The organism is Streptomyces sp. NBC_00370 (assembly GCF_036084755.1).
Taxonomy (GTDB): Bacteria; Actinomycetota; Actinomycetes; order Streptomycetales; family Streptomycetaceae; genus Streptomyces.
Genome location: NZ_CP107968.1, coordinates 7,792,857 through 7,818,460, shown reverse-complemented (window position 1 = coordinate 7,818,460; position 25,604 = coordinate 7,792,857). Strand labels below are relative to the sequence as shown.

The 25,604-nt window shown below is 71.8% G+C and carries 8 protein-coding genes; 4 read left to right on the top strand and 4 right to left on the bottom strand.

Going from position 1 to position 25,604, the window contains the following annotated elements:
- Positions 1–17: 17 nt before the first annotated feature.
- Complete coding sequence (locus OHS57_RS34375) at positions 18–9,659, bottom strand: type I polyketide synthase (protein WP_443043118.1); 9,642 nt, start codon at positions 9,657–9,659, stop codon at positions 18–20.
- Complete coding sequence (locus tag OHS57_RS34370; RefSeq protein WP_328585229.1) at positions 9,656–13,816, bottom strand: type I polyketide synthase; 4,161 nt, start codon at positions 13,814–13,816, stop codon at positions 9,656–9,658. The genes OHS57_RS34375 and OHS57_RS34370 overlap by 4 nt, the downstream gene beginning before the upstream one ends.
- Positions 13,817–14,185: 369 nt before the next feature.
- On the opposite strand from OHS57_RS34370, the gene OHS57_RS34365 reads away from it, so the two are divergent.
- The 4 genes from OHS57_RS34365 to OHS57_RS34350 are packed head-to-tail and all read left to right on the top strand — an operon-like array spanning position 14,186 to position 18,123.
- Positions 14,186–15,568, top strand: a complete 1,383-nt coding sequence (locus OHS57_RS34365) for a glycosyltransferase (RefSeq protein WP_328584467.1) — start codon at positions 14,186–14,188, stop codon at positions 15,566–15,568.
- A gap of 30 nt (positions 15,569–15,598) precedes the next feature.
- Positions 15,599–16,657: a DegT/DnrJ/EryC1/StrS family aminotransferase gene (locus OHS57_RS34360; protein ID WP_328584466.1), complete on the top strand. Its 1,059-nt coding sequence runs from the start codon at positions 15,599–15,601 to the stop codon at positions 16,655–16,657.
- Positions 16,658–16,689: 32 nt separating this feature from the next.
- Complete coding sequence (locus OHS57_RS34355) at positions 16,690–17,922, top strand: cytochrome P450 (protein WP_443043015.1); 1,233 nt, start codon at positions 16,690–16,692, stop codon at positions 17,920–17,922.
- Positions 17,923–17,925: 3 nt separating this feature from the next.
- Positions 17,926–18,123, top strand: coding sequence for a ferredoxin (locus tag OHS57_RS34350; RefSeq protein WP_328584465.1), 198 nt, complete (start codon positions 17,926–17,928; stop codon positions 18,121–18,123).
- An 82-nt stretch (positions 18,124–18,205) separates the two neighbouring features.
- On the opposite strand, the gene OHS57_RS34345 is transcribed toward OHS57_RS34350, so the two are convergent.
- Together OHS57_RS34345 and OHS57_RS34340 are read right to left on the bottom strand one after the other, a co-directional pair.
- Positions 18,206–19,390: a cytochrome P450 gene (locus OHS57_RS34345; RefSeq protein WP_328584464.1), complete on the bottom strand. Its 1,185-nt coding sequence runs from the start codon at positions 19,388–19,390 to the stop codon at positions 18,206–18,208.
- A gap of 20 nt (positions 19,391–19,410) precedes the next feature.
- On the bottom strand, positions 19,411–25,599 hold the full coding sequence (locus OHS57_RS34340) for a type I polyketide synthase (RefSeq protein ID WP_328584463.1): 6,189 nt from the start codon (positions 25,597–25,599) through the stop codon (positions 19,411–19,413).
- Positions 25,600–25,604 lie beyond the last annotated feature (5 nt).

Sequence of the window (25,604 nt, the reverse complement as noted above, 5' to 3'; positions counted from 1 at the left end):
CTCTCTCCAGATCTCTTTCAGTTCGCCGAGTTCTCGGTGGCGAGCCGCAGCAGGCTTTCCGCGTCCATGTCGTCGAGCGAGTCGCCTCCGCCGTCGGCGGCCGGGCCGGTGGCCTCGGCGTCGTCGGCGGTGGCGAGCTTCAACACCATGTCCAGCAGGCCCGCTTTGCGGAGTCGGCTGATCGGGACGGATGCGAGCACGTCGCGCACACGCGCATCCGGGTCGTCGGTCGTGCCGGTGTCCTGTCCGGGTACGGCCCCGAAGATGAGCGGGCCGAGATGGCGCGCGAGCGCGTCCGGGGTCGGGTGGTCGAAGACCAGGGCGGCCGGCAGGGGCAGGCCGAGGCCGGTCCGCAGCCGGTTGCGCAGTTCGACGGCGGTCACGGAGTCGAAGCCGACGTCGCGGAAGGCGCGGTTCGCCGCGACGGCGTCGGCCCCTTCGTGGCCGAGGGTCGCAGCTGCTTCGGCGCGTACCGCTTCGAGCAGGGCGCGGGCGCGCTCCGCCGTGGGCAGTGCGTCGAGCCGCTGCCGCAGCGGCGGTACGCCGGTCTCCGTGTCGTCCGCGGGCAGGCCGTTGTCGGTGGCCAGCGCCTGGCCGGCCTCCGGTATGACAGCCAGCAAGGGGCTGGGCCTGGTCGCTGTGAAGCTGGGGGTGAACACCTCCCAGTCCATCGACGCCACGGTCAGGGCCGTGTCGTCGTCCTCCAGCATCCGCTGGAGCGCCGCGAGGGCCAGCGCGGGTTCCATCGCCCGTACGCCCTGCCGCCGCAGCCTTTCGCCCACCTCGGCGTCCGTGGCCATGCCGACCTCGGCCCAGGTGCCCCAGGCGACGGACGAGCCGGTCAGCCCTTCGGCCCTGCGGTGCTCGGCCAGCGCGTCGAGGAACGCGTTGGCCGCCGCGTAGCCGGGCTGGCCGCCACTGCCCCAGACGGCGGCGCCCGAGGAGAACAGTACGAAGGCGTCCAGGTCGAGGCCGCGCGTCAGTTCGTGCAGATGCAGCGCGGCGGTCAGCTTCGACCGCATCAGCGCGTCGAGCTGACGCAGCGTCAGTGTTGCCACGCTGTTGTCGCCGTCCGCCACTCCCGCCGAGTGGAACACGGAGGTCAGCGGCAGGTCGGCGGGGATCGCCCCGATGACGCCCGCCAGCGCCGTACGGTCTGCGGCGTCGCAGGCAGTGATGGTGACCTTCGCGCCCAACTCCTCCAGTTCGGAGCGGAGTTCGGCCGCGCCGGGCGCCTCTTCGCCGCGCCTGCTGGTCAGTACGAGATGGGCGGCGCCGCTTTCGGCCATCCAGCGGGCGACCCGGCCGCCGATACCGCCGGTACCGCCGGTGATCAGTGCCGTGCCCCGGCCACGCCAGGGGCGTTCGGGCGTGGTGACAGCGGGCGCCGCGTGCGTCATGCGCCGTCCGTAGAGGCCCGAGCCGCGTATCGCGACCTGGTCCTCGCCGTCGAGTCCGGCCAGTACGGCGGTCAGCCGCGCCCCGGCCCGTGCGTCCAGCGTCTCCGGCAGGTCGACCAGACCGCCCCAGCGGTCCGGGTGCTCCAGTGCGACCACCCGGCCGAGGCCCCACAACGCGCCCTGGACCGGGCTGGTCAGCCGGTCGTCGCGGCCGACGGAGACGGCGCCACGGGTGGCGCACCACAGCGGTGCGTCGAGTCCCGCGTCACCCAAGGCCTGGACGAGGATGAGGGTGAGAGCGAGACCGCAGGGCACGGAGCCGAAGTCCGGGTGCCGCTCCTCGGCGGGGGCCAGCAGCGACAGCACTCCGGCGAACTCGGTTCCTTCCGAGGTCAGTTCGGCGAGCCGCTTGGCCCAGACGGCGCGGTCCGCGCCGTCGGCCGATGCCTCGAACAGCACGGTTTCCGGGCCGAGTTCGGCGAGCACGGCGGCGATCCACGGGTCGTCGGCGCTGCCCGCCGGGACGACCACGAGCCGGCGGCCCGCCGTGGGGGCGGCGGCCGGTTCGCCCAGCCGGGCCCACTCGACGCGGTAGCGCCACTCGTTGACCAGGGACCGCTCCCGCGACTTGGCGCGCCAGGCGGAGAGCGTGGGCAGTACGGCGCCGAGCGAGGAGCGCTCGCCGTCGGCACCGACGCCGAGTTCGTCGGCGAGGGACTCCAGGTCCTCGTTCTCGACGAGCCGCCAGAACGCCGAGTCGGCCTCGCCGCCGGTTCCGGCGCCGGTTGCGCCGGTCCGGGCGGGCTTCAGCTCCGGCCAGTAGCGCCGGCGCTGGAAGGCGTACGTCGGCAGCTCCACCGGGGCGGCCCCGTCGGCGGGAAAGGCCTTGCGCCAGTCGACCGGTGTCCCGTGCACATACGCCTCGGCGAGGGAGGCGAGGAAGCGCCGGGTGTCGCCCTCGTCGCGGCGCAGCGACCCGAGGACCACCGCGGAACCGGCGGCCTCCTCGACCGCTTCCTGGGTCTCCTGGACGGCTCCCGCCAGTACCGGATGCGGGCTCGCCTCGATGAAGACGCGGTGCCCGTCAGCGAGCAGGGCGCGGGTCGCCTCCTCCATCCGTACGGTCTGCCGCAGGTTGGTGTACCAGTAGTCGCCGTCGAACGCGGCCGTCTCCAGCCGGCCGCCCGTCACCGTCGAGTAGAACGGCACCGTGGGGGGTGTGGACCGGACGCCGGCGAGCACCCGGGACAGTTCGTCCCGTACCGCTTCGACGTGCGAACCGTGGGAGGCGTAGTCCACCGAGACCTTGCGGGCGCGCACGTCCTGCTCCTTGCACGCGGCGAGGAGTTCGTCCAGCGCCCCGGCGTCGCCGGACACGACGACCGACGAAGGGCCGTTGACCGCCGCCACGGAGAGGAGTTCCGCCCAGGGGGCCAGCAGCTCCTCGACCCGCTCGACCGGGGCGGCCACCGACATCATGCCGCCGAGCCCGGAGAGCCGGGGCAGGGCCTGACTGCGCAGGGCGACGACAGCCGCAGCGTCGTCGAGGGTCAGCGCGCCTGCCACATAAGCGGCGGCGATCTCACCCTGCGAGTGGCCGACGACGGCAGCGGGCTCGACGCCGTAGGAGCGCCAGAGCGCGGCCAGCGCGACCATCATGGAGAACAGGGCGGGCTGGACCACGTCCACCCGTTCGAGCAGTGCGGGGTCCGCCTCACCGGACAGCACGTCGTGCAGCGACCAGTCGATGTACGGGGCCAGCGCTTCGGCGCAGGCGTCCACGGTCTCCCGGAACACGGCGGAGTCCGCGAGCAGGTCGCGGCCCATCCCCCACCACTGGGAGCCCTGGCCGGGGAAGACGAACACCGGTCCGCCGGCCGCTCCTTCGTCGGCGACACCGGACACAAGTCCGGCCGAACCCGCCCCGGTGGCCAGCGCGTTCAGCGAGCGCCGGAAGTCGTCCCCGGTCTCGCCCAGCACCACGGCGCGGTGCGCGAAGGCGGACCTGCCGGTCGCGAGCGACCAGCCCACCCGGGCGGCCGACAGGCCGGGCTCCGCTTCGGTGTGGGCGAGCAGCCGGGCCGCCTGCTCGCGCAGCGCGGCGTCGGACTTCGCCGAGATCAGCCAGGGCAGGACGCCTTCGGGCGCCGCGTCCTGTCCGGCGTCGTCGGGCGTCGTCCCGTCCGGCTCGGGATCGACGGACTCCTCGGCGGCGGGGGCCTGTTCCAGGATGAGATGCGCGTTGGTGCCGCTGATCCCGAACGACGAGACTCCGGCGCGCCTCGGGCGTCCCGCGTCCGGCCAGCGGGTCTGCTCGTGCAGCAGTTCCACCCCGCCGGCCGTCCAGTCGACGTGCGACGAGGGGGTGCCGGCGTGGAGGGTGCGGGGCAGTACCGCGTCGCGCAGGGACATCACCATCTTGATGACCCCGGCGACACCGGCGGCAGCCTGGGTGTGTCCGATGTTCGACTTGAGCGAGCCCAGCCACAGCGGGTACTCGGGGTCGCGGCCCTGGCCGTACGTCGCCAGCAGCGCCTGCGCCTCGATCGGGTCACCGAGCTTGGTACCGGTGCCGTGTGCCTCGACCGCGTCCACGTCCGCGGCCGACAGACCGGCGTTGGCCAGCGCCTGCCGGATCACCCGCTGCTGCGAAGGCCCGTTGGGCGCGGTCAGGCCGTTGGAAGCGCCGTCCTGGTTGATCGCCGAGCCGCGCACCACGGCGAGCACCCGGTGCCCGTTGCGCCGCGCGTCCGAAAGGCGCTCCAGCAGGACGACACCGACGCCTTCCGCCAGCGTCATACCGTCGGCGGCCTCGGAGAACGGCTTGCAGCGACCGTCCAGCGCGAGCGCCCGCTGCCTGCTGAAGCCGACGAAGGCATGCGGGGTGGCCATGACGGCGACACCGCCGGCAAGGGCAAGCGAACTCTCCCCGCTGCGCAGCGACTGGCAGGCCAGATGCATCGCGACCAGCGAGGACGAGCAGGCCGTGTCGACCGTGACGGCGGGCCCCTCGAACCCGAAGAGGTAGGAGACCCGGCCCGACAGCACGCTGGCCGCCGTGCCGGTGACCATGTGCACCTCGGAGCCCTCGGAGCCGTTCTGCACGCTCGACGAGTAGTCCTGGTAACTGGCGCCGATGAACGTACCGGCGGTGGAGCCGCGCAGCGAGTCCGGGTCGATCCCGGCGCGCTCGAAGGTCTCCCAGGAGGTCTCCAGCAGCAGCCGCTGCTGCGGGTCCATGGCGACCGCCTCACGCGGCGAGATGCCGAAGAAGCCGGGGTCGAACTCGGCGGCCTCGTGCAGGAATCCGCCCCTGACCGAGTAGGTCGTTCCCTGCCGGTCGGGGTCGGGGTCGTACAGTCCTTCGGCGTCCCAGCCCCGGTCGGCGGGGAACTCCGAGATGACGTCGGCGCCGTCGACGGCCAGCCGCATCAGCTCCTCGGGAGAGCGGGCGCCGCCGGGATAGCGGCAGCTCATGGCGATGATGGCGATCGGCTCGTCGTCCGCTTCGGTGCCGGCGGCGGACACGGTCGCGTCCTGTGCCGGCGGTGCGTCACCCACGGCGCGGGACCGCAGGAAGCCGGCCAGCACGGCGGGGCTGGGGTAGTCGAAGACCATGGTCGAAGGCAGCGGGAGACCGGTGGCGGCCACGAGCCGGTTGCGCAGGTCGACGGCGGTGACCGAGTCGAAGCCGATGTCCCGGAAGGCGCGCCGCTCGGGGAACGCGTCCGCGGAGGCGTGGCCGAGGACGGCTGCCGCCTCCGTACGGACGAGATTGAGTAGCAGCCGCTCCTGCTCGGGGGCGGTCAGCTCACGCAGCCGCACCGCGAGATCACTCATCTCCGGTCCTGCGGCCGCCTGTTCGGTGCCCGCGGTCAGCTGGCGCCGCACCTCGGGCACCTCGTCGAAGAGGCGGGTGGGGCGGCCGGAGGTGAAGACGGGGTAGTACGTGTCCCAGTCGACGTCGGTGAGACCGATGACGGTCTCGTCGTCGTCCAGGACCCGCTTGAGGCCGCTCAATGCCAGCTCGGGGTCCAGGTACTGGAGGCCACTGCGACGGATCTGGTGCGGGTCGGCCAGCTCGCGCTCGATGTCGTCGGGCCACTTCCCCCAGTGCACCGACGTGGTGCGCAGACCACGGGCGCGGCGCTGGGTGGCGAGCGCGGAGAGGAAGGCGTTGCCCGCCACGTACGCGGCGTGATGACCGCTCCCCCACATGCCGGCCGTGGACGAGTAGAGGATGAAGTCGTCCAGCGCCTCGTCGTCCAACAGCTCGTCCAGGTGCCGGGCACCGGCGACCTTCGCGTGCACGACGTCGGAGAAGGACTCCATGCTGGTCTCGGCCAGCGAGTACAGCTCGATCACGGCTGCGGTGTGGACGACCGTACGGACCGTGTGTCCGTCGGCCTTGAGCTGCGCCAGCAGCGCGGCCACGGCGTCCCGGTCGGTGACGTCACAGGCGGCGACGGTCGCCTCCGTGCCCAACTCGGCCAGTTCGGCGACGAGTTCAGGGGCGCCGGGAGCTTCGATGCCCCGGCGGCTCACCAGTACCAGATGCTCCGCACCCTGTCCGGCCAGCCAGCGGGCGAGCCCGGGGGCGAGGGTGCCGGAGCCGCCGGTGACCAGGGTGGTGCCGCGCGGCTTCCAGTCGCGGGACGACGCCTTGCGTCCGGCGCCCGCGCGGACGATACGGCGGGTCAGCACGCCCGAGGCGCGGATGGCGAGTTGGTCCTCCTCGCCCAGTGCGCCCGCGAGGGCGGAGACGAGCCGCGAGGCGGCCCGCTGGTCGAGGACCGGCGGCAGGTCGATCACACCGCCCCAGCGCTGCGGATGCTCCAGCGCCGTGGTCCAGCCCACACCGGCCACCTGCGCCTGTGCGGGAGCGGTGATCTCGTCGGAACGGCCGGTGGAGAGGGCGCCTTGCGTGAGGAACCACAACGGCGCCCCGCTCTCCGTGTCGCCGAGGGCCTGGACCAGCGAGACGGTGAGGGCCAGACCGAGCGACAGACCCGGGTATCGCTGCCCCGGCTCCTCGGCGCGAGCGAGTACGGAGACGATCCCGGCGATCTCGCCGGTCTCCGCCAGCCGCTCACGGAGGGCCCCACGGTCGACATACGACTCGTCCAGCACCAACCGGCGTACGTCATCGGCACCCGACCCGCTCAGCAGGTCAACGACCTCCGCGTCGTCGGTCCCTTCGGCCGACACCACGAGCCACGTCCCGGACAGCCGTGCCTGGGGGACGTTGCCGACGGGTGACCAGGAGACGCGGTAGCGCCAGGAGTCGACGGTCGAGCGGTCGTGACGCGACCTGCGCCAGGACGACAGCGCCGGCAGCACAGCGGCCACCGAACCCTCGTCCGTACGCAGCGTCGAGGACAGCGCGGACAGATCCTCCTGCTCCACCGCCGCCCAGAACTCCGCGTCCAGGGGATCGATTTCGGCGACCTGGTCGAGCACGTCGGGGATGTTCCAGAAGCGCTCGTGCTGGAAGGCGTAGGTCGGCAGGTCCACACGCCGGGCGCCGGTGCCCGCGAACACACCCGCCCAGTCGACATCGACACCCCGCACGAACACCTCGGCGGCCGACAACAAGAACCTCGACACACCACCCGTGTCACGACGCAACGTCCCCGTCGCCACAGCAGGTTCACCGGAATCGTCAATCATGTCCTGCACCGACATCGTCAGCACCGGATGCGAACTCACCTCGACGAAGGCACGATGTCCACCGTCCAGCAGGTCCAGGACCGCATCGGCGAACCTGACCCGCTGCCGCAAGTTGCGGAACCAGTACCCGGCATCCATCTCCTCCGTATCCAGCCACTCGCCGGTCACCGTGGAGAAGAACGGCACCTCCGAGACACGCGGCCGCACCGGGCCCAGCACGTCCAGGAGTTCGTCACGCAGATCCTCCACCTGCACGGAATGCGAGGCGTAATCCACCGCCACCCGACGCACCCGGACCTCTTCGCCCGTCAGCTCGGCCGACAGCTCGTCCAGCGCCTCGGGCTCACCCGAAACCACCACCGAACGCGGCCCGTTCACCGCGGCCACCGACACCCGACCCGACCACGACTCCAGCCGACCCTCCACCTCCGCCACCGGCAACGCGACGGACATCATCCCGCCACGCCCAGCCAGCCGCCGACCGATCGCCTGACTCCGCAACGCCACCACCCGCGCACCGTCCTCCAACGACAGCGCGCCACATGCCACCGCAGCGGCGATCTCACCCTGGGAATGACCCACCACGGCGTCCGGCTCCACGCCGTGCGAGCGCCACAGCGCGGCCAGCGACACCATCACCGAGAAGGAAGCAGGCTGCACCACATCCACCCGCTCCAGCGACGGAGCGCCCTCCACATCCCGCAACACATCCACCAACGACCAATCGGTGAACTCGGCCAACGCGGCCGCACATTCACCGATCCGCTCCGCGAACACCGGCGACTCGTCCAGCAACCGAGCCCCCATCCCCACCCACTGCGACCCCTGCCCCGGGAAGACGAACACCGTCTTCCCCTCCACATCGGCCACACCTTCGACCAGACCTGCCCAGGACTCCCCTGCACCCAACGCCCTTGCCCCGGTCAGCAGTTCGTCGCTGCCCTCGCCGACCAGCACGGCACGGTGGTCGAAGACCGACCGGGACGAGACGAGCGAGAAGCCCACGTCGAGCGGGCTCGCCGCGGCCTCCGCCCGGGAGACGAGCGCCGTCGCCTGGTCCCGTACGGCGGAGCGGCCACGGCCCGACACCACCCACGGCACCACGCCCCCCGCCACGGCGGCGGGCTCGACAGGCGGCTCGGCGGACGGCTCCGCCTCCTCGGCGGCCGGGGCCTCTTCGAGCAGCGCGTGCGCGTTGGTGCCGCTGATGCCGAACGACGACACCGCCGCACGGCGCGGCCGACCCGTCTCGGGCCACTCCACCGCCTCCGACAACAGACGCACCGCACCCGACGACCAATCCACATGCGACGACGGCGACTCCGCGTGCAACGTCCGGGGCAGCACCCCGTTCCGCAGCGCCATCACCATCTTGATGACCCCGGCGACACCGGCGGCAGCCTGGGTGTGCCCGATGTTCGACTTGAGCGAGCCCAGCCACAACGGGCTGTCCTGGTCGCGTTCCTGGCCGTATGTCGCGAGCAGGGCCTGCGCCTCGATCGGGTCACCGAGCCTGGTGCCGGTGCCGTGCGCCTCCACCGCGTCCACGTCCGCAGCCGACAGACCGGCGTTGGCCAGCGCCTGGCGGACCACCCGCTCCTGCGAGGGACCGTTGGGCGCGGTCAGGCCGTTGGACGCACCGTCCTGGTTGACGGCGGAGCCGCGCAGGACGGCCAGCACCTGGTGGCCGTTGCGCCGGGCGTCGGAGAGCCGTTCGGCGACGAGTACGCCGACGCCCTCGCCCCAGCCCGTACCGTTCGCCTCGTCGGAGAACGCCTTGCAGCGGCCGTCGGGCGCCAGTCCGCCCTGCTTGCTGAACTCCACGAAGACGGAGGGCTCCGAGAGGACCGTGACACCGCCGATGACGGCGAGCGAGGACTCCCCGCCCCGCAGGGACTGCGCGGCGACGTGCAGCGCGACCAGTGAGGAGGAGCAGGCCGTGTCCACCGTGATGGCGGGGCCTTCGAGTCCGAGGGTGTAGGCGAGCCGGCCCGAGAGCACACTGGCCGCCGTGCCGGTCAGCGCGTGGCCCTGGAGTTCCCCCGCCGTACCGGCCGTCGGCTGTCCCCAGTGGTAGGCGCCGACGAACACGCCGGCCTGGCTGCCGCGCAGCGAGTCGGGGGCGATCCCGGACCGTTCGAGGGCTTCCCACGACACTTCGAGCAGCAGCCGCTGCTGCGGGTCCATGGCGATGGCCTCGCGCGGCGATATACCGAAGAATCCGGCGTCGAATTCGGCTGCCTCGTAGAGGAATCCGCCTTCGTGGGTGGCGCTGCTGCCTTCTCCGTCGCCGGTGAGCCGCTCAAGATTCCAGCCGCGGTCGGCGGGGAAGCCGGAAATGGCGTCACCACCGGAATCGACGAGATCCCACAGGGCCTCCGGGGAGCGCACACCGCCGGGGAGCCGGCAGCTCATTCCCACGATGGCGATGGGCTCGTTGTTCTTGAGTTCGAGTTCGCCGATGCGCTGACGCGCGCGGCGGAGATCCGAGGTGACCCGCCTCAAGTAGTCGACGACTTTGTCCTGCTGGTCTTCTGGCACCGGTCCGTCCTCATCATCGGGTCGCGAACGAAAGCAACAAGTGGTTATGTGGTTTCGAACTCTTCATCGATGATGTCGAGCAGTCTGTCGACCGACACCGTCTCGATGTCCTCGCCGGCGGAGTGCATGGCGAGTGGCGTGGATTGTCGTAGCGTGGAAACGATTTTCTCCAGGCGGTCCGCGATCACCTGGCGTTCGGAACCGTCAGCCGGCACCGATTTCATGACGGCCTCGAACCGGGTGAGTTCGTCGTCCGGCGAACCTGTCGCCGCCGGGGCGGTGAGTTCGGCCGACAGATATTCGGCGACCAGAATCGGTGTCGGGAAGTTGAATACGAGCGTGCTGGGGAGCTGTCGGCCGGTGAGGGTGCCCAGCCGGTCGCGGAGTTCCACCCCGGCGAGTGAGTCGAAACCCATTTCCTTGAAGACTTGTTGGGCGCCGATGGCGTCCGGGCTGCCGTGGCCGAGCACGGCCGCCGCCTCCGTCCGCACCAGGTCCAGCAGATGGCGCACCCGCTTGCTCTCCGGCATGCCTTCCAGCAGCTTCACCGGTGTGGGCGCGGCGCCGCCCGCAGAGCCCGGCTTCGCGGCCGGCGGCCGGGGGGCCCTTCGTCCTTCGGCCCGTGTCGCTGTGCCGGTACGGGTGTGGGCCTCGCGCAGGGCGGTGGCCTGCTCCTCCTGCGACAGCGGGCGTCCTCGCAGGGCCTCGACGGAGAGCACGGGGTTGCCGCGGACGTCGGCGGCAGCCAACGACAGCGCGCCGTCGTCGCGCGGGCTGAGCCGGATGCGCAGCGCCGTGGCGCCGAAGGCGTGCAGGGACACGCCTTCCCAGCAGAGCGGCAGGCTCCCTGCGCCGTCCGTCATGGCCGCGTGCCGTGCCGCTTCGAGCAGGGCGGGGTGCAGACCGTACGACTCGGCGTCCGGCACCCCGGAGGGCAGGGCGGCCTCGGCGTAGATCTCGTCGCCGCTCCGCCACAGCGCCCGCAGCCCGCGGAAGACCGGACCGTAGTCGAACCCGTTGTCGGCCAGCCGCTCGTAGTGGTCTTCCAGGTCCACCGGGACCGCGCCGTGCGGCGGCCAGTCGGCGGCGTCAGGGGCGTGGTCCGGCTCGTGGTCCCGCGCGGTGTCGTCGGCGCCGGGGGTCAGCACACCGGTGGCGTGCTCCGTCCACGGCTCGTCGACCGCGCCTTCCGTCCTGCCGTGGACGGTGACGACGCGCCAGCCGATGCCGTCCGGCGCACTGACGCGTATCTGGATCCGTACCGTGCCGTGTTCCGGCAGGACGAGGGGTTCGGCGAGGACCAGCCGCTCGATCCGGTCGCAGCCGACCTCGTCGGCCGCGCGGACGATCATGTCCAGGAGGGCCGTGCCCGGCAGCAGGATCCGTCCGGCGATCGTGTGGTCGGCCAGCCAGGCGCAGGACCGCGCCGAGAGAATGCCGGTGAACACCAGCCCCTCGCCGTCGGCGAGTTCCAGGGTGGCGCCCAGCAGCGGGTGTCCGGTGCCGCCGGTCCCTGAGGCACCGCCGGGGGTGCCTTGGCCGGGCGGGGCGGGCCAGAAGCGCTCGCGCTGGAAGGCGTACGTCGGCAGCTCGACCCGCCGGGCGCCGGTACCGGCGAAGAAGGCGCGCCAGTCGACGGGGACTCCGGCGGTGTGCAGTCGGCCCACCGCGGTGACCAGGGCGGTTTCCTCAGGGGTGTCCTTGCGCAGGGCGGGGACGACGGTCACCGGCCTTGCGGCGTCGCCGAGGCTGTCCCGCGCCATCGCGGACAGGACGGCGCCGGGCCCCAGTTCCAGCAGGACGTCCACGTTCTCGGCGGGCAGCGCCATGATGCCGTCGGCGAAGCGGACCGCGTGCCGTACGTGCCGGACCCAGTACTCGGGGGTGCTCAGTTCGTCGGTGGCCGGTCGGCCGGTGAGGTTCGAGAGCACGGGCACGGCCGGCTCGTGGAGGGCCAGCTCCGTCACGGCCTGCCGGAAGTCCGCCAGCATCGGGTCCATCAGCGGGGAGTGGAAGGCGTGCGACACCGACAGCCGGTTCGTCTTGCGGCCGAGCCCGGTGAAGTGTGCGGCGATCTCCAGGACCGTGTCCTCGTCGCCGGAGACGACCACCGAGGTGGGACCGTTGACGGCGGCGACCGACACCCGCTCGGAGAGCAGCGGCACGACTTCGTCCTCGGTGGCCTGCACCGCGACCATCGCACCGCCGGCCGGCAGCGCCTGCATCAGCCTGCCGCGCGCGGCGACCAGCGCACACGCGTCCGGCAGCGAGAACACCCCGGCGACGTGCGCCGCCGCGATCTCACCGATCGAGTGGCCGCCCACGACGGCGGGCCGTACCCCCAGCGACTCCACGAGGCGGAACAGCGCCACCTCGACGGCGAACAGCGCGGGCTGGGTCCAGCCGGTCTCGTCCAGCAGGTGCGGGTCGTCGCCCCACATGACGTCGCGCAGGGGGCGGTCGAGGTGGGTGTCGAGTTCGGACGCGACCGCGTCCAGCGCTTCGGCGAACGCCGGGAAGCGCTCGTACAGTTCACGTCCCATCCCGAGCCGCTGGCTGCCCTGGCCGGGGAAGAGCACCGCGGTGACGCCGTCGCCCGCCACGCCACGGGCCGCTTCACTCATGTGCGGCTCCTCGCCGCGAGTACGGCGCGGCGCGGGGGTGGTGAGCAGGACGGCCCGGTGGCGCAGCGCCGACCGGCTCGTGGCCAGCGAGAACCCGACGTCCACCGGGCTGAGTTCGGGCCGGTCGTCCACGAAGGAGGTGAGGCGGGCCAGTTGGGCGTCGAGGGCCGCCTCGGTCTTGGCCGAGACGAGCCAGGGCACGACGGTGGGCGCGGTCCCGGGTTCGCGGGCGGGTGGGGCCGCCTGCGAACCCGGGAGGTCCGGGGCCGGTTCATCGGTCGCCGGGGCCTGTTCGACGATCAGGTGGGCGTTGGTGCCGCTGATGCCGAAGGACGACACACCGGCCCTGCGTGGCCGCCCGTCCTCGGTCCACAGGACGGGCTCGGTCAGCAGTTCCACCGCGCCGTCGGACCAATCCACCTCGGTGGTGCGCTTGTTCACGTGCAGGGTGCGGGGCATCAGCCCGTGCCGGACGGCCATCACCATCTTGATGACGCCCCCGACGCCGGCGGCGGCCTGGGCGTGCCCGATGTTCGACTTGAGGGAGCCGAGCCACAACGGCCGTTCAGGGCTGCGGCCTTGGCCGTACGTGTCCAGCAGCGCCTGTGCCTCGATCGGGTCACCGAGCTTGGTGCCGGTGCCGTGTGCCTCCACCACGTCGACGTCGGCCGTGGACAGGCCCGCGTCGGCGAGGGCGTCGCGGATCACCCGCTCCTGGGCCCGGCCGCTCGGGGACGTCAGTCCGTTCGACGCGCCGTCCTGGTTGGTCGCCGAGCCGCGGACGACGGCGAGGACCGGGTGTCCGTTGGCCCGGGCGTCGGACAGGCGTTCCAGTACGACGATGCCCACGCCCTCGGCCCAGGCGGTGCCGTCCGCGTCGTCGGAGAACACCTTGCACCGGCCGTCGGGGGCGAGGCCGCCCTGCCGCGAGTAGCCGACGAAGCCCACCGGCGTCGACATCACGGTGACACCGCCGGCCAGGGCCATCGAGCACTCCCCCGAACGCAGCGAGCGCGCGGCCCAGTGCAGGGCCACCAGCGAGGAGGACGAAGCGGTGTCCAGCGTGATCGCCGGTCCTTCGAGCCCGAGGGTGTAGGCGAGCCGCCCGGAGGCGACGCTCGGTGAGAGGCCGGTCATGGCATGGCCCGCGAGGTCCTGCGGCGAGCGCTGGGTGACGGTGGCGTAGTCCTGGCCGTTGGTGCCGACGAAGACACCGGTACGGGTCCCGCGCAGCGACAGCGGGTCGATACCGGCCCGTTCCACGGCCTCCCAGGACGTCTCCAGCACCAGCCGCTGCTGCGGGTCGGTCGACACCGCCTCGCGGGGCGACATGCCGAAGAACCCGGCGTCGAACTCGGCGGCCTCGTGCAGGAATCCGCCTTCGTGCGTCACGCTGCGGCCGGGTCCTTCACCGGCGAGCGCGTCCAGGTCCCAGCCGCGGTCCGCCGGGAAGCCGGAGATCGCGTCGCGGTCCGCCAGGACCAGATCCCACAGCTCCTCGGGGGAGCGCACGCCGCCCGGATAGCGGCACGCCATCCCGACGACCACTACCGGGTCTTCGTCGGCTCCGATCGTCATCACGTTGCACACCCCTGCGAAAAGTCGGGCCACGGACATCTCTCCGTGCCGGATCGTATGGGCGGCGACGCTGTACTTTTCCCTAAGGAATTCTCCGACCCCCCTGCCGGTCATTGCGGGGCGGCTCCGGCGGCCCGTACCGGACACGAAAAATCGCGCGACGGGCGAAGACTAGGGATTCTCCGGAGCGTGGTGTGAGACCAAGTTACTGTCCCGCTTCATCGCGCGGCGCGCCCGTCGCTGACGGCGGCGCCGGTCTCCCCCGGACGGCGTGGACCGGGGGCGGTGGCGATGAAGGCGGCCACCCGGCGACCGGCCGTGTGTACGTGTGGCACCGAGCCATCGGACTGCCACTTGTGAAGGGTGTTGTCCATGGACTCGATTCGGCGGCCGATCCTGTTCGTCAGTTATGCCGAAAGCGGTCTCATCAATCCGTTGCTCGTACTCGCCGAGGAATTGTCACGCCGCGGAGTGGAGGACCTGTGGTTCGCCGCGGATGAGAAAGGGCGTTCCGACGTCGAGGCGATCGGGGTGAAAACCCCGGTCGAGTTCGCTTCCCTCGGTGATGTCGTGTCGGAGATGTCGGCCGTCACCTGGGACGACGAGACGTACCGTGAAGTGACCCAGCGTTCGCGTTTCAAGGCGCACCGCGCGGTCATCAAGCATTCTTTCGCGCCGCAGTCGCGGGTCGAGAAGTACCGGCGGCTCGAAGCGGTCGTGGACGAGGTCAAGCCGGCGCTCATGGTGATCGAGAGCATGTGCCAGTTCGGTTACGAGCTGGCCATCACCAAGGGCATTCCCTTCGTGCTGGGTGTGCCGTTCGTGCCGAGCAACGTCCTCACGTCGCACGTGCCTTTCGCCAAGTCGTACACGCCGGGCGGCTTCCCCGTGCCGCACTCGGGCCTTCCGCTGAACATGACGTTCCGGCAGCGGGTGGCCAACCAGCTCTTCCGGCTGCGGACGCTGGGGATGTTCCTGACGTCCTCGGTGCGCAAGGTCGTCGAGGAGGACAACCGGATCCGTACGGAGCTGGGGATCGCGCCCGAGGCGCGGCAGATGATGGCCAGGATCGACCACGCCGAGATGGTGCTCTGCTACTCGGTGCCGGAGCTGGACTACCCCTTCGCCGTACCGGACAAGATGCGGCTCGTCGGCACGATGGTGCCGCCGCTGCCGCAGGCTCCGGACGACGGCGGTCTCTCCGACTGGCTGAACGCGCATGACTCCGTCGTCTACATGGGGTTCGGCACGATCACCCGGCTGACGCGTGAGCAGGTGGGCGCGCTGGTCGACGTGGCGCGGCGGCTGTCGGACAAGCACGCGGTCCTGTGGAAACTCCCCGAGGAACAGCGCCACTTGCTGCCGGCCGAGCTGCCGGACAATCTGCGGATCGAGAACTGGGTCCCCTCGCAGCTCGACGTGCTGGCCCATCCGCACGTCAAGGTCTTCTTCACCCACGCGGGCGGCAACGGCTACCACGAGGGGCTGTACTTCGGTAAGCCGCTGGTGGTCCGGCCGCTCTGGGTGGACTGCGACGACCAGGCGGTACGCGGCCAGGACTTCGGCGTCAGTCTGACGCTGGACCGGCCGGAGACCGTCGATCCCGACGATGTGTACGACAAGCTCGCCCGGGTCCTCGGCGACGGCGCCTTCCGTGCGCGCGCCGAGTACTTCGGGCGGCTGCTGCGCGCGGCGGGCGGCCGGGATTCGGCCGCGGAGCTGCTGCTCGGCCTCCCGGCGCTCGCCACCCGTTGACCACCCGCCACTCACCGATCGGGGCATCCCATGTCTTTCACCCATCCGGTTTCCAAACCCTGGCTCGGCGGGCGTGAGCTCGAATATGTGACGGAGGCCGTCAGCGACGGCTGGATCTCGTCGCAGGGGCCTTATGTGCGCAGGTTCGAGGAGGAGTTCGCCCGCTACAACGACTCGGCGTACGGGGTCGCCTGCTCCTCGGGCACGACGGCCCTGACCCTGGCCCTGCGGGCGCTCGGCATCGGTCCCGGCGACGAGGTCATCGTCCCCGAGTTCACGATGATCGCGAGCGCCTGGGCGGTCAGTTACGTGGGCGCCACGCCCGTCTTCGTGGACTGCGGCGACGATCTCAACATCGACGTCTCGCTCATCGAGGAGAAGATCACCCCGAACACCAAGGTGATCATGCCCGTGCACATCTACGGGCGGCGGTGCGACATGGACAAGATCATGGACATCGCCTACGAGTACAACCTGCGGGTCGTGGAGGACTCCGCTGAGGCGCACGGCGTACGGCCGGTCGCCGACATCGCCTGCTTCTCGCTCTTCGCCAACAAGATCATCACGGCCGGCGAGGGCGGTATCTGCCTCACCAACGACGAACGGCTCGCGGAGCAGATGGCCCATCTGCGCGGAATGGCGTTCACCAAGGACCACAGCTTCCTGCACAAGAAGCTCGCCTACAACTTCCGTATGACGAGCATGCAGGCGGCCGTGGCCCTGGCGCAGACCGAGCAGCTGGACTCGATCCTGCAGACCCGCAAGGAGATCGAGCGGCGCTACGACGAGGGGCTGCGGGACATCGACGGCATCACCCTGATGCCGCCGCGCGACGTGCTGTGGATGTACGACCTGCGGGCCGAACGGCGCGAGGAACTCCAGGCGTTCCTCGCCGCCGAGGGCGTGGAGACCCGGCTGTTCTTCAAGCCGATGAGCCGGCAGCCCGGCTACTACGACGCCAACTGGCCCTCGCTGAACGCCAGTCGCTTCAGCGAGGACGGCTTCTACCTGCCGACGCACACCGGTCTCGCCAAGGACGACCAGGAGTTCATCACGGAGAAGGTCCGTGAGTTCTACGGCGCCTCGTGAGCACGGGACGTTCCGATCCGCAGAGGAACCAGATGATGACAACCCCCGACAAGTGCCCGGTGATGACCGCCGCCGACCGGTGCCCCGTCGCCTTCCCGCTGCGGCGGCCCGGCCAGACGTTCCCGCCGCCGCAGTACGCGGACTTCCGCGCGCAGGACGGCCTCGTACGCTCCACACTGCCCTCCGGCGTGCCGGTGTGGCTGGTGACCCGGCACGAGGACGTGCGGACCGTGCTCACCGATCCGCGCATCAGCTCCAACCCCTCGCACCCCGGGTTTCCCCGCGCGGCGAAGACCGGCGGGGTGCCGTCCCAGGACGAGGTGCCGGGCTGGTTCGTGGCGCTGGACCCGCCAGAGCACGGCAGGTTCCGCAAGACACTGATCCCCGAGTTCACGGTGCGCAAGGTCAGGGAGATGCGGCCGGCGATCCAGCAGATCGTCGACGAACGCCTCGACGCCATGCTCGCGGCGGGCGACACCGCCGACCTGATCGCCGACTTCGCGCTGTCCGTGCCGTCGCTGGTGATCTCCAATCTGCTCGGCGTGCCCAAGGCCGACCGCGACTTCTTCGAGACGAAGACCCGCGTGCTGGTCACGCTCACCTCCACGGACGAGCAGCGGCAGGCGGCGTCCGTCGCGCTGCTGCGCTATCTCAACCGGCTGATCACCATCAAGCAGAAGCGGCCCGGCGACGACCTCATCAGCCAACTGCTGGCCGAGGGGACGCTGAACAAGCGGGAGCTGTCCGGCGTTTCGATGCTGCTGCTGATCGCCGGGCACGAGACGACGGCGAACAACATCGGCCTCGGCGTGGTCACCCTGCTGACCAATCCGGAGTGGATCGGTGACGAGCGCGCGGTGGAGGAGCTGCTGCGCTACTACTCGGTCGCCGACCTGGTGGCGTTCCGGGTGGCCGTCGAGGACGTGGAGATCGGCGGTCAGCTCATCAAGGCGGGCGAGGGCATCGTGCCGCTGGTGGCCGCCGCCAACCACGACGGGACCGTCTTCGACCGGCCCGACGAGTTCGACCCCGGCAGGTCGGCCCGCTCGCACGTGGCCTTCGGCTACGGCGTGCACCAGTGCCTGGGCCAGAACCTGGTCCGGGTCGAGATGGACATCGCCTACCGGACGCTCTTCGAGCGGATCCCGTCGCTGGAGTTGGCGGTGCCGGTCGAGGAACTGCCGCTCAAGTACGACGGGGTGCTGTACGGGCTGCACGCGCTGCCCGTCCGCTGGCAGGGCCGTAAGCAACTGACGGAGGTATGAGTGATGGCGCGGATCGATGTGGACACCGACCGCTGTGTCGGGGCGGGGCAGTGCGTACTGTCGGCACCCGACCTCTTCGACCAGGACGACGACGGGATCGTCATGGTCCTGGAGGAGCCGTCGGACGACCCGGAGCTGGACGCGGCGCGGCAGGCGGGCCTGATCTGCCCGTCGCAGGCGATCACCGTACGGGAGGAGTGACCGCTTCTCCCGTACGTCCCGACGGGCGCGGCCCCCACCGTCGGTGGGGGCCGCGCCCGTTGGCTGACTCCGTCATGAACGGCTACCAGGCGACCGGCAGTTCGGTGAGGCCGGCGGAGAGCTGGCCGCCCAGCACCTGAAGCTCCTCGACCGGCAGCGCCAGGCTCAGCCCGGGCAGCCGGGTGAAGAGGAGGGTGTACGCGGTCCGCAGCTCCATCCTGGCCAGCGGGGCACCGATGCAGTGCCACATGCCGTGACCGAACGTCAGATGCGGGTTGGGGGAACGGGTGATGTCGAACAGCTCGGGTTCGTCGAAGACCCGCGTGTCGAAGTTGGAGAGGGTGAAGTCCAGCAGGACCAGGTCACCGGTACGGATGGTGACACCGCCGATCTCCACGTCGTCCGTCGCGTACCTGGGCAGCACCGAGCCGCCGGCCTTGGCGGAGCGCAGGATCTCCTCCACGGCGCCCGCCATCAGCTTCGGGTCGCTCATCGCGGCGTCCCGCTGGTCGGGGTGGAGGGTGAACAGGACGACGCCGAGGTCGACATGGCTGGCGACGGCTTCGAGCCCGGCGAACAGCACCCCGGCGGCAACCGGGCCGATGCGTTCGTCGGACGGCTCGTTGGCGCAGAGCCGGGAGATCACGTCGTCGCCGGGCTCCGCCCTCTTGCGGCCCGCCAGCTCCACCAGGTAGCCGAACAGGTCCTGCTGGCCGCCCTGGACGGTGTCCGGGTCGTCGAGGCCGCCCATCCGGGAGAGATGGCCGACGAGCAGCCCGTGGTCCTCGGTGGGCACGCCGATCAGCTCGCACAGGACGGCGAGGGAGAACGGCAGCGAGAACTGGCTGTGCAGATCGGCCGGCGGTCCCTGGGCGACGAAGTTCGCCAGTATCCCCTCGGCGATCGCCTCGACCTTCGGCATCATGTTGAGCACACGCCTGGCCGAGAAGTTGGGGGTGAGCAGCGCCCGGGTCTCGGTGTGCAGCTTCCTGGCCAGGTCGGCGTCGTCGGTGACGAGCATGTCGAGGAACGGGTTCTGGACGTAGCGCGGGGCGGTGGCCGGTGTGGCGTGCGCCCGCGCCAGCCGCTCGTCGCGCAGCAGTTCCTTCAGCTCGGCGTGGCGGGTCACCAGCCAGCCCTCGTCGCCCGCCGGGGTGCGCACCTTACAGATCGGATTCTCGGCCTGGAGCCCGTGCAGCAGCGGGCTGAGCCGCAGCACGGACTGCTGCTGCCCCTTCAGCGAGGGCAGCACGTGGGATGTGGTCATGGGGGTTCTCCTCCGTACGGTCATGCCTGGGGGGCCGGCAGGCGGCCGAGCCAGTCCTCGATGGTCCGCGCGGTCAGGGCGGAGTGTTCCTTGGCGAGTGAGAGGTGGTTGGCCTCGATCTCCCGGATGTCGTCGGCGGGGACCCCCGCGGTGTCGAACAGGAAGCCGTCCAGCGACTCCATGCACCGGACGAGCAGCGTGGGCGCGGTGGTCGGCACGGACTCGATGTCGACCATCGCCATGAACCAGTGCGCCATCGCCGACAGCCGGGCGCTGTTGAGCGTCACCGACGGCGAGTCGATGTCGGCGAGGTAGTACTGGGTGGTGCGGTCCAGGTCCTTGCCCTCGCCCGGCTGGTAGCGGATCGACGCGGTGTCCAGCAGGATCACCGCCTCGGGCGTGATCCCCCAGGTCTCCTCCAGCACCCCCGCCGCCAGATAGGCGAGCGAGCCGCCCGTCGAGTGCCCGACCAGGACGAAGGGTTCGCCGTCGCTGGCGTGCAGGGCGCTCTCCGCGACGATCCGGGCCGCCGCCTCGCTGGTGGCGGGCAGCGACTCACCCGGGGCGAACCCCATGAGCGGCAACGCTGACACATGCCGCTTGCCGCGGAAGTGCGCCGCGATACGGGCGTACTGGTGGACGCCGCCGGTGGCGCCGGGGGCGCTGACGAAGACCAGCCTGGGGTCGCTCGGGCCGTCGGCGAGGACGACGGGCGACGACAGTTCCTCCAGATCGGCGGGGGTCTCGAAGGTGGGACGCGTGTTGGCGACCGCCTTGAGCATGCGCATGCCCTCGACCATCTTGCCGCCCTTGACGGCGGCGTAGAAGAGGCCTTCCAGCGTCTCGTCCATGCTCACGGCCGACCGTGCGGCGGCAGCGGGGCTGCCGTTCGCCGCCGCCGGGGAGAGCTGCCCCGCGAGTTCGCTGTGCAGCCGGCGGGCCAGCTTGCCGGGTGTCGCGTTGTCGAACACCACCGAGCTGGGGAGCCGCAGGCCGAGCGCCTCGGAGAGCTGGTTGCGCAGTCCGACCGAGACCAGCGAGTCGAAACCCAGCTCCAGGAAGCCGCGTTCGGGGTCGACGCCGCTCGGGTCACGGTGGCCGAGCAGGGCGGCGGAGTAGCCCACGACGAGTTCGGTGAGCAGGCCCTCCTGGCCTGCCGCGTCGAGGTGGCGCAGCCGCTCCAGCAGGGTGACGGGTGAGCGGTCGGCGCCCGCCGCTGAGCGCCGGGTACGGGGGACCAGCTCGCGCCAGAGCGCGGGCAGCGCCTGCTGCTCCTGGAGTCCCGCCACGTTGAGCCGGGTCGGGACCACGGTGGTCCGCCCGCTCGCCGTGGCCGTGTCGAAGAGCGCGAGGCCGTGCTCGACGGCCAGCGGCGGCATACCGCCGCGTGCCATCCGCTCCAGATCGGCGGCGCTGACATGGCTGGTCATGCCGCTGCCCCGGCCCCACGGTCCCCACGCGAGGGACACCGCGGGCAGCCCCAGGCCCGCGCGGTGCTGGGCGAGTGCGTCGAGGAACGCGTTGGCCGCCGCGTAGTTGGCCTGGCCGGGGCTGCCGAGCACACCGGAGACCGAGGAGTAGAGCACGAAGGCCGACAGGTCGAGGTCGCGGGTCGCCTCGTGCAGATACCAGGCGGCGTCCACCTTCGGCCGCAGCACGTGCTCCAGCAGTTCCGGCGTCAGCGAGCCTGCCATGGCGTCGCCCAGCACACCTGCGGTGTGCACCACGGCGGTCAGCGGATGTCCGGCGGGCACACCGGCGAGCAGCGCGGTCAGCGCGTCCTTGTCGCCCAGGTCGCAGGCGACGGCGGCGGCTTCGGCGCCCTGCTCGGCGAGGTCAGCCACCAGTTCGGCGGCGCCGGGCGCGTCGGGGCCGCGCCTGCTGGCCAGCAGCAGGTGCCGTACGCCGTGCTCGGCGACCAGATGGCGCGCGAGGCGCCCGCCGAGACCGCCGGTGCCGCCGGTGATCAGTACGGTGCCCTCGCTGTCCCAGGTCGGGCCCGTGTCCCCGGCCTGCGACGCCTCGGCGTTCCCGGTCTCGTTCCCGGTCTCGGGGAGCCGGGTCAGCCGGCCTCCCCTGACGGTGTGGGACCGCACCACCAGCTGCTGCTCGTCGAGGGCGAGCAGGCCAGGCAGCACCCCGGCCGACAGGAACGTGTCGTCCATGTCGACCAGCAGGAAGCTGCCCGGGTTCTCGGTCTGCGCCGAACGCACCAGGCCCCAGACGGCGGCGGCCGCGAGATCCTGTACGTCCTCGCCGTCGACGGCGATCGCGCCCCGGGTGACGAAGACCAGCCGTGAGCCCGCCAGCCGGGGTTCGTTCAGCCATTCCTGGATCAGTTCGAGCACCCACGAGGTCAGGGCGCGCACCGACTGCGGCCGGTCCTGGTCCGCGTCGCCGACGACGGGCACCAGGAAGACGTCGGGGGCGACACCGCTGTCGCCGACCGCGCCGGTCAGCGAATCCGCGTACCCGGCGACGGTCTCGTCCGCGCGGTGCATCGCGTAGCCCAGGTCGAGTTCGTCGGCGCCGACGACCGCCCACCGGGTGCCGGTGACGGACGCGGAATCCACCGCTACGGGCACCCAGTCGAGGGCGAACAGCGAACCGCGCTCGGCGCCGCCGGCGGCGGGCGCGGGCCGTGCCTGCCCGGAGGGCGGGCCGAGGACCAGCGAGTCCACCGAGAGCACCGGGGCGCCCGCCGCGTCGACCGCGCTCAGCGCCACCGCGCCGGGGCCGGCCGCGCCGATCCGTACGCGCAGGGCGGAGGCACCGCCGGCGTGCAGGGTCAGCCCGCTCCACGACACGGGGACGGTGTCGACGCCGCCCGCGTCGTCCAGCGCGGCCGCCGCCCGCAGCGCGGCGTCCAGCAGCGCCGGGTGGATACCGAAGGCGGCGGCGTCCTCGGCCACTTGGGGAAGGGCGACCTCGGCGAACACCTCGCCGTCGCGCCGCCAGATGGCGGACAGGCCCTGGAACACCGGACCGTGGGTCAGTCCCGCGTCGGCGAGCCGCGCGCCGAGCGCTTCCGGGTCGACGGGCGCAGCGTCCTGCGGCGGCCAGTCGGCGGTGTCGAAGCCGCCGCTGTCCGGGCCGAGTTCATCCTCCGGGCCGCCGGTGGTCAGCACCCCGCGGGCATGCTCCGTCCACGGCTGGTCCTGGGGGTCCTGTCCTTCGGGCCGCGAGTGGATCGTCAGTTCTCGGCGCCCCGAATCGTCGGCGGGGCCGACCCGTACCTGGAGCGAGACCGCGTCCCGCTCGGCCAGCACGAGCGGGGCGAGCAGGTGCAGTTCCGCCACCCGGTCGTGGCCGGACTGGTCACCGGCCCGTACGGCGAGTTCGGCGAAGGCCGTGCCCGGCAGGACGATCCGGCCCGCGATCCGGTGGTCGGCCAGCCAGGGATGCGACTGCGCGGAGAGCCGTCCGGTCAGTACGGTCTCGTCGGCGCCGGCCATCGTGACGGCGGCGCCCAGCAGCGGGTGTCCCGCGGCGATCAGCCCGAGCCCCGACGCGTCACCCGCAGGCATGCGGACCGTGGGCCAGAACCGCTCGCGCTGGAAGGCGTACGTCGGGACGTCCACCCTGCGCGCACCCGTGCCGGCGAACACCCCGTCCCAGTCGACGCTCACGCCGTGGGTGTACAGGGCGGCGAGCGCGGTGACGGCAGCGGTCTCCTCCGGGCGGTTCTTGGCCAGGACCGGCACAGCGACGACGGCCGGGTCCTCGACGCACTCCCCCACCAGCGCGGCGAGCACCCCGTCGGGGCCCAGTTCGAGGAAGGTCCGCACGCCGCGCCCGGCGAGGGTCCGTACGCCGTCCCCGAACCGGACGGCCTGCCGGACGTGCCGGACCCAGTAGTCCGCCGAGCCCAGCTCGTCCGCCGACGCCAGGTCGCCGGTCAGGTTCGACACGACGGGCAGGGCGGGCCGCTGGAACGTCAGCGTCTCCACGACGGCGCGGAACTCGTCGAGCATCGGCTCCATCAGCGGCGAGTGGAACGCGTGGCTGACGGACAGCCGGGTGGTCTTGCGCCCCTCGGCCGCCAGCCGCTCCGCGATCTCCGCGACCGCGTGCTCCTGGCCGGAGATCACCACCGCCTCGGGGCCGTTGACGGCGGCGACCGACACCCGGTCGTCCAGCAGCGCGGTCACCTCGTCCTCGGTGGCGCGTACGGCGACCATCGCCCCGCCGGCGGGCAGGGCCCGCATCAGCCGGGCCCTGGCGGCGACCAGACGGCAGGCGTCGGCCAGCGAGAACACCCCGGCCACATGGGCGGCCGTGATCTCACCGATCGAGTGCCCGGCGAGGAAGTCCGCCTTGACGCCCCAGGAGGTGACCAGCCGGTACAGCGCCACCTCGATCGCGAACAGCGCGGGCTGGGTGTGCCCGGTGTCGTCGAGCAGATCCTCGTCGCTCCCCCAGATCACGTCCCGCAGCGGGCGGTTCAGCTCGCCGGCGAACTGGCTGAGTACGGCGTCCAGCGCTTCGGCGAAGACCGGGAACCTGCCGTACAGCTCACGGCCCATCCCGATCCGCTGGGATCCCTGGCCCGAGAACAGCACGGCCAGCGGGGCCTTGGCCGCCACACCGCGTGCCACCTCGACGAGGTCTCCGCCGGACGCCAGCAGCACCGCACGGTGGTCGAAGGCGGACCGGGTGGTGGCGAGGGAGTAGCCGATGTCGAGCGGGTCACGGCCGGTGTCCTTGACGGACCGGATCCGCGCCAGCTGTGCGTCGAGCGCCGCCTGCGACCTGGCCGACACCGGCCACGGTACGTCCAGGGGCGGCGCGGCCGGTGCCACGACGGGCTCGGTCTCCGCCTCGGTCTCCACCGGGGGTGCCTGCTCGATGAGGACGTGCGCGTTGGTGCCGCTGATCCCGAAGGACGAGACCCCGCCGCGCCGTACCCGCTCGCCCTCGGGCCACTCCACCGGCTTGGTCAGCAGCCGGACGCCGCCGGACGACCAGTCCACGTGCGACGACGGCGCGTCGACGTGCAGGGTCTGCGGCAGGACGCCGTTGCGCAGCGCCAGCACCATCTTCATCACGCCCGCGACACCCGCGGCCGCCTGGGTGTGACCGATGTTCGACTTGACGGTGCCCAGCCAGAGCGGGCGCCGCGGATCGCGGTCCTGCCCGTAGGTGGCCAGCAGCGCGCCTGCTTCGATCGGGTCGCCCAGGGTGGTGCCCGTGCCGTGTGCCTCGACGGCGTCCACGTCGGCGGGGGAAAGCCCGGCGCCGGCCAGGGCCTGGCGGATCACCCGCTGCTGGGACGGGCCGTTGGGGGCGCTGAGCCCGTTCGACGCGCCGTCCTGGTTGACCGCGCTGCCGCGCAGCACGGCGAGGATCCGGTGTCCGTTGCGCTGGGCGTCCGACAGCTTCTCGACCATCAGCATGCCGATGCCCTCGGACCAGCCGGTGCCGTTCGCCGTGTCGGAGAACGCCTTGCAGCGGCCGTCGGGGGCGAGGCCGCCCTGGATGCTGAACCCGGCGAAGCTCGCCGGGGTCGTCATCACGGTCACCCCGCCGGCCAGCGCCAGCGAGCATTCGCCGTTCCGTACGGCCTGCGCCGCGAGGTGCAGTGTCACCAGCGACGAGGAGCAGGCGGTGTCGAGGGTGACGGCGGGCCCTTCGAGGCCGAGCGCGAAGGACAGCCGGCCGGACATGACGCTGGCCGCGAGGCCGTTGCCCGCGTAGCCGCCCATGTCGTCCTGCGAGGCGAGGACCAGGTGGGTGTAGTCCTGCGAGTTGGTGCCGACGAAGACCCCGGTCCTGCTGCCGCGCAGCGCGGCGGGGTCGATCCCGGTGCGCTCGATCGCCTCCCAGGCCACTTCGAGGAGCAGCCGCTGCTGGGGGTCCATCGCCAGGGCCTCGCGCGGCGAGATCCCGAAGAAGTCGGGGTCGAACTCCGGTGCCTCGTACAGGAAGCCGCCCTCCTGGGTGGCGCTGCTGCCCGCCTCGTCGCCGGCGAGCGCGTCCAGGTCCCAGCCGCGGTCGGCGGGGAAGCCGGCGATGGCGTCCCGGCCGGAGGCGAGCAGTTCCCAGAGGTCCTCCGGGGACTGGATCCCACCGGGGAACCTGCAGGCCATTCCGACGATCGCCACCGGCTCGTGGCGGCCCGACTCGGCCTCCTGGAGGCGTTGCCGGGTCTGGTGCAGGTCCGTCGTGACCCACTTCAGGTAGTCGACGAGCTTCTTTTCGTCCGGCATCGTCC

Bases quoted from the DNA above. Each gene is read 5' to 3' on its own strand.
- OHS57_RS34365 (WP_328584467.1), top strand. From the start codon at position 14,186: ATGGACTCGATTCGGCGGCCGATCCTGTTCGTCAGTTATGCCGAAAGC.
- OHS57_RS34360 (WP_328584466.1), top strand. From the start codon at position 15,599: ATGTCTTTCACCCATCCGGTTTCCAAACCCTGGCTCGGCGGGCGTGAG.
- OHS57_RS34355 (WP_443043015.1), top strand. From the start codon at position 16,690: ATGATGACAACCCCCGACAAGTGCCCGGTGATGACCGCCGCCGACCGG.
- OHS57_RS34350 (WP_328584465.1), top strand. From the start codon at position 17,926: ATGGCGCGGATCGATGTGGACACCGACCGCTGTGTCGGGGCGGGGCAG.
- OHS57_RS34345 (WP_328584464.1), bottom strand. From the start codon at position 19,390: ATGACCACATCCCACGTGCTGCCCTCGCTGAAGGGGCAGCAGCAGTCC.
- OHS57_RS34340 (WP_328584463.1), bottom strand. From the start codon at position 25,599: ATGCCGGACGAAAAGAAGCTCGTCGACTACCTGAAGTGGGTCACGACG.